Source organism: Pseudomonas rubra, assembly GCF_028656935.1.
Taxonomy (GTDB): Bacteria; Pseudomonadota; Gammaproteobacteria; order Pseudomonadales; family Pseudomonadaceae; genus Aquipseudomonas; species Aquipseudomonas rubra.
Window position 1 is genome coordinate 1 of the sequence record NZ_JAMDGZ010000092.1, and the last position, 2383, is coordinate 2383.

At 59.1% G+C, this 2383-nt stretch carries 3 protein-coding genes; all 3 read right to left on the reverse strand.

Going from position 1 to position 2383, the window contains the following annotated elements; genetic code table 11:
• Window positions 1-31: 31 nt before the first annotated feature.
• Entirely contained in the window at window positions 32-1567 is a 1536-nt protein-coding gene (gene tnpC, locus M5G17_RS27230; protein WP_273895947.1) for an IS66 family transposase, read from the reverse strand.
• Window positions 1568-1630: 63 nt separating this feature from the next.
• Window positions 1631-1966, reverse strand: a complete 336-nt coding sequence (tnpB, locus tag M5G17_RS27235) for an IS66 family insertion sequence element accessory protein TnpB (RefSeq protein ID WP_273895948.1) — start codon at window positions 1964-1966, stop codon at window positions 1631-1633.
• Complete coding sequence (gene tnpA / locus M5G17_RS27240; protein ID WP_273895949.1) at window positions 1963-2283, reverse strand: IS66-like element accessory protein TnpA; 321 nt, start codon at window positions 2281-2283, stop codon at window positions 1963-1965. Before tnpA ends, tnpB begins: the two co-directional genes overlap by 4 nt.
• Window positions 2284-2383: the final 100 nt, after the last annotated feature.

The following is a 2383-nucleotide window of genomic DNA, read 5'->3' on the forward strand; positions in this document are numbered from 1 at the left end:
GTAAGCGTCCGGCGAACTCACCTTGCGTAAGTCAGGCCGGCATCCATTGATGCGGCAGCAACCGCCCGATCTCACTGGCCCGTTGGGTCGGCAGCCGCGTCAGCACATCTTTGAGGTAGGCATATGGATCATGCCCATTCATGCGCGCCGATTGGATCAAACTCATGATGGCCGCAGCCCGCTTACCGCTGCGCAGCGATCCAGCAAATAACCAGTTCGAGCGCCCGAGGGCCCATGGCCGTATCTGGTTCTCGACCTGGTTGTTGTCGATGGGCACAGCCCCATCGTCCAAGTAGCGCGTCAGCGCTACCCAGCGTTTCAGGCTGTAATCGAGTGCTTTGGCCGTGGCTGATCCATTGGGCACCAAGTCGCGCTGGGCCAACATCCAGTCATGCAGTTTTTTGAGGATCGGCACCGCCATTTCCTGACGTATTCGCCAACGATCATCGTCACTCATGTCCCGCGCTTGACGCTCGACCTCGTACAAGCCGCTGATCGAGTGCAGCGCTTGTTCGGCCAGCTGACTTTTGTTCGCCACGTGCAGATCGAAAAACTTGCGACGGGCGTGAGCCATGCACCCGATTTCAGTGATGCCCTGCTCAAAACCAGCTTTGTAGCCAGCGAAGTCATCGCAAACCAGCTTGCCGTTCCAGTCGCCCAGGAAGTTGCGTGCATGTTCGCCAGCACGGCTTGGGCTGAAGTCGTAGACCACTGCTTTGAGCGCCGAAAACGGCGTCGTGCTGTAAGCCCAGACGTAGGCCCGGTGGGTTTTCTTCTCGCCTGGCGCAAGCATTTGAACCGGTGTTTCGTCGGCGTGAATCACGCCCTGGTTCAGCACCGCTTCACGCAGTGCATCGACTAGCGGTTGAAGTCTCACGCCAGTTTGTCCGACCCATTGGGCCAAGGTCGAACGAGCAATTGCCAGTCCGGCGCGACCAAAGATTTTCTCCTGCCGGTACAGCGGCAAGTGATCGGCAAACTTGGCCACCATCACGTGAGCCAGCAGGCCTGCAGTTGGAATACCTTTGTCGATGACCTGCGCTGGCACCGGCGCCTGGATCAGTGTTTCGCACTGGCGGCAGGCCCATTTACCACGTACATGTTGCTCGACGGTAAACACGCCCGGCGTGTAATCCAGCTTCTCGCTGACGTCTTCGCCGATGCGTTGAAGTTGGCAGCCACAGGCGCACTGGGTGTTTTCGGGTTCGTGACGAATCACCGTGCGTGGAAACTGCGGCGGCAAGGGCGCACGTTTCGGGGATTGCCGTGGTTCGGCCTGTGGCGCAGCTGGGAGGAGCTGTTTCAGCTCGGCCTCGATAGCTTCAAGGTCTGTGTCGAGCAGGTCATCCAGCAAGCTGCTTTGCGCCGGGCTGATTTGCTCGCTGCGCTTGGCAAACTTGTGGCGTTTGAGCAGGGCAATTTCGTAAGTGAGCTGCTCAATGACGGTTTGATCGTTCTGGATCTTTCTGCTCATCGCCTCGACCTGGGACTGCAACTGCAACGCCTGTGCCGCCAAGGCACGAAGCTGTTCAGGGGTCATCTGGTCGAGGTTGGGCGAGAAAGTCATGCCGCCGATTGTGCCAGAGCGGAAGCGGGACGACGATAAGTAGACCGGCCAAATGGCCGGCGGTTAAAGCACGGTAATCACACCGCCTGCGCCAACGCGTTGCCACGGCAGACCCAGTACCAACGCCTGGAGTTGTTCGCTGTCGAGTTCGACCTCGTCGCCATGGCGAATGCCCGGCCAGTGGAACTTGCCTTGGTTCAGTCGTCTCGCTGCGAGCCAGACGCCCACGCCGTCGTGTACCAGCACTTTCATCCGGTTAGCCCGGCGATTAGCGAACAGATAAGCGCAGTGCGGCTTCGCCGCACCGAACACCGCGATCACCCGGGCCAATGCCGTTTCGGTGCCGGCGCGCATGTCCATCGGCTCGGTGGCCAGCCAGATCGCATCGATGCGGATCATTGAGCGACAGCCCGAATAAACTGCGCACAACCCTCAGGATCCGAGGCTGGCCATTTCACCGTGATCACTTGCCCGGCCATGGGTAACTCGATGATCACTGACGCTTCGGCTGACCGTTTAGGTGCGGCTTTTAGCGGGACGAATGCCGGTAGTGAAGCTGCTACGGGCTGATCTCGATAGAGCGGCATCCATTTGCGGATGACGTTGGCATTGATGCCGTGGCTGATGGCGACACTGGACACCGTCGCGCCAGGTTGCAGGCATTCCTGAACGACCTGAGCTTTGAATGGTTTCGGATAAGAGCTTCGTTGGCGCATGGAAATCCTGGCGATAAGGGTGATCGCGTCCGCTTAAAAATACGCGGACACCATCGCCCTTAAAGCTGGAGTTCGGAAGGTGAGTTCGCCGGACGCTTAC

Coding starts and splice junctions, on each gene's coding strand:
- tnpC (WP_273895947.1), bottom strand. CDS start 1,567: ATGACTTTCTCGCCCAACCTCGACCAGATGACCCCTGAACAGCTTCGT.
- tnpB (WP_273895948.1), bottom strand. CDS start 1,966: ATGATCCGCATCGATGCGATCTGGCTGGCCACCGAGCCGATGGACATG.
- tnpA (WP_273895949.1), bottom strand. CDS start 2,283: ATGCGCCAACGAAGCTCTTATCCGAAACCATTCAAAGCTCAGGTCGTT.